Below are 2,420 nucleotides of genomic sequence, written 5' to 3'. Positions count from 1 at the left end.
TGGGGACGAGATTCCCCTATGGTGGTTCTATCGAATCGAGCAGCAGTTGTAAGAAATATCCTTTCTCTATTACTGTCTTGAACGAATAGAAACTAAGATTTGGTACCAGTGGGCGGACTTGAACACCCATATTAATCAACGGTTTAAGTTAGATATGAGGATTTACCCCTCAACCTACGAGTTATAACCGAATCTGGTGTTTAGGCAGTTGAAAAAAAGCGGCGTATCTGGTTGATTTGTTGTTGCGAGACAATAAACAACCAAAAAGGATACGCCGCCATGAGTAAGAATAATGTTATTGAACTGGAAGGTCGAGAGGCAAATGCTGATTTATTGACCGGGCTCCTGCAAGCAGGCGCACATCAGCTGATCGAACAAGCCGTCGAGGCTGAGTTACAGGAGCTTCTTGCACGCCATGCGACACGCCGTACTGAGTCTGGTCATGCGGGTGTTGTGCGCAATGGTTACCTGCCGGCACGTGAATTGCAGACAAGCCTGGGGCCAGTAACGGTTAAGATCCCAAAGGTACGGGCCAAGACTGGCGAGCCAGTGACGTTCCAATCGGCGATAGTGCCACCGTATATTCGAAAGACGAGATCGCTGGAAGCGGCACTGCCCTGGTTATACCTAAAGGGCATTTCTAGCGGTGAGATGGGCGCTGCGCTGGAAGTCCTGGTGGGACCGAAAGCGAAGGGTCTGTCAGCAAGTACCGTGTCTCGCCTGAAACAGGCCTGGGGGCAGGAGTATCGCCACTGGAGCGACAAACGTCTGGAACTGGATCAGTGGGTTTATGTCTGGGCCGATGGTGTCTACAGCGGTCTGAGAGCTGAACGGGAAAAGCTGTGCGCCCTGGTGATCATTGGTGTGAATGAGCGTGGAGAGAAGCATTTTCTGGCTATTGAAGATGGCGTGCGGGAGTCGACACAGAGCTGGCGCGAGGTTTTGTTAAAGTTGAAATCTCGCGGGATGAGTGCCCCGAGACTGGCGATTGGAGATGGTGCCATGGGTTTCTGGGCTGCCCTGGAGGAAGTGTATCCTTCAACAACCGATCAGCGTTGCTGGATGCACAAGACAATGAACGTGCTGAACTGCCTGCCGAAGTCGATCCAGCCCAAGGCCAAGGGAGCCCTGCATTCGATCTGGCAGGCTGAAACCAAAGCTGAAGCAGAGAAAGCGTTTGATCTATTTATTACAACCTATGAAGCCAAGTACCCAAAGGCGACACTGTGTTTGCAGAAAGATCGGGAGGAACTGATGGCATTTTACGATTTCCCAGCAAAACATTGGCAGAGTATCCGAACCAGCAATCCGATTGAATCGACCTTTGGTACAATCCGACATCGAACAAAACGCTCAAAGGGTTGCCTGACCCGTGATGGCATGCTCCACATGATATTCAAATTGGGCATGTGTGCAGAGAAGAATTGGAGACGCTTACGCGGGTTTAATTACTTGGCGAAGGTAATTACGGGAATTAAATTCAAAGATGGAATCGAGGTGACAGCAATCGATCAGGCCGCCGCTTGATTCAGATGCTGAAACACCACTTTTGACAATAGCTCTTGATGGGGACGATGATCATGGATTTAACGTTCCAGCCTTTGGCTTCACTAAAACTCTTACTGAATTGCAGGCGTGGATGGATATCGGTTAATTCCTGGCTATCCAAAACATTCTTCACGATCAGCGAGCGCTGGCTAAGCGCCACGTAACCCGCTAAGGAAGTCGGGCTGAACGGTACCCGGATTTCTATGGAATCGTCGTCGTCGGGATCGCCACCTTTGAAGCTGGCGAGAATCTCTTTGCCATTGTCCACGCACTGATAAATGGTGAACAACCGGACCCCGAGCAAGTCGAGCAGATCCTGTTCGACCTGCTTCATCGCCGTCTTGAGATTTTTACTGCGCTTCAGACGCAGATAGATTTTCGACAGACTGGTAACAAATTCATCAGGCACTACCTGAGCAGGAGCCGGGGGTGGCGTTTCAATCTCAACGTCTGTGTTCGCTGTATCAGCCATAAATATCACTTATTTTGTAGCTAACTGCCGACTACTTTTTACAGAAGATCTCAATACTACTGTTCGGCTTCTCCTCGGTTGAGGCACCGGCTACTCTATGAGTCCTATGGTAAGCTTTTCCATCGATATGTGGAAACAAAACAAAATGCCAGCAATTTCAACCAGTTTCAACCGGTTTTTGCTGGTTTTGCTGTTGCAAATCAGCTTGATTCCAGTGGCCAAAAGTCAATTACCCGTTCTCTCCACACAGCAACTACAATGGCTTGGGGAGAGAGTGTTCACTAACGAATGCGCCTCCGACTACGAATGTCTCACCAGCTGGAATTCCGGCGAAGATTTTCCTTCTCTCGGTATAGGCCATTTCATCTGGTTCCAGCAGGGCCAGATCGAGCCTTTCGAA

General features: G+C 49.6%; 3 protein-coding genes. 2 read left to right on the top strand and 1 reads right to left on the bottom strand.

Features of this window, described 5'->3' with window-relative positions:
- Positions 1-279 precede the first annotated feature (279 nt).
- Positions 280-1,527: an IS256 family transposase gene (locus MK323_15395; protein MCH2483528.1), complete on the top strand. Its 1,248-nt coding sequence runs from the start codon at positions 280-282 to the stop codon at positions 1,525-1,527.
- A 1-nt stretch (position 1,528) separates the two neighbouring features.
- Here the strand turns inward: MK323_15395 and MK323_15390 are convergent, their stop codons facing one another.
- The gene (locus MK323_15390; GenBank protein ID MCH2483527.1) at positions 1,529-2,020 is read right to left on the bottom strand and encodes a GAF domain-containing protein; all 492 of its coding nucleotides are present in this window, start codon (positions 2,018-2,020) and stop codon (positions 1,529-1,531) included.
- Positions 2,021-2,117: 97 nt separating this feature from the next.
- Between MK323_15390 and MK323_15385 the strand changes: the two genes are divergently transcribed.
- Positions 2,118-2,420: hypothetical protein (locus MK323_15385; protein ID MCH2483526.1), on the top strand; the 303-nt coding region annotated here is incomplete at its 3' end.

The organism is Gammaproteobacteria bacterium (genome assembly GCA_022450155.1).
Classification (GTDB): Bacteria; Pseudomonadota; Gammaproteobacteria; order Arenicellales; family UBA868; genus REDSEA-S09-B13.
This window is presented reverse-complemented; position numbering and strand designations above follow the sequence as displayed.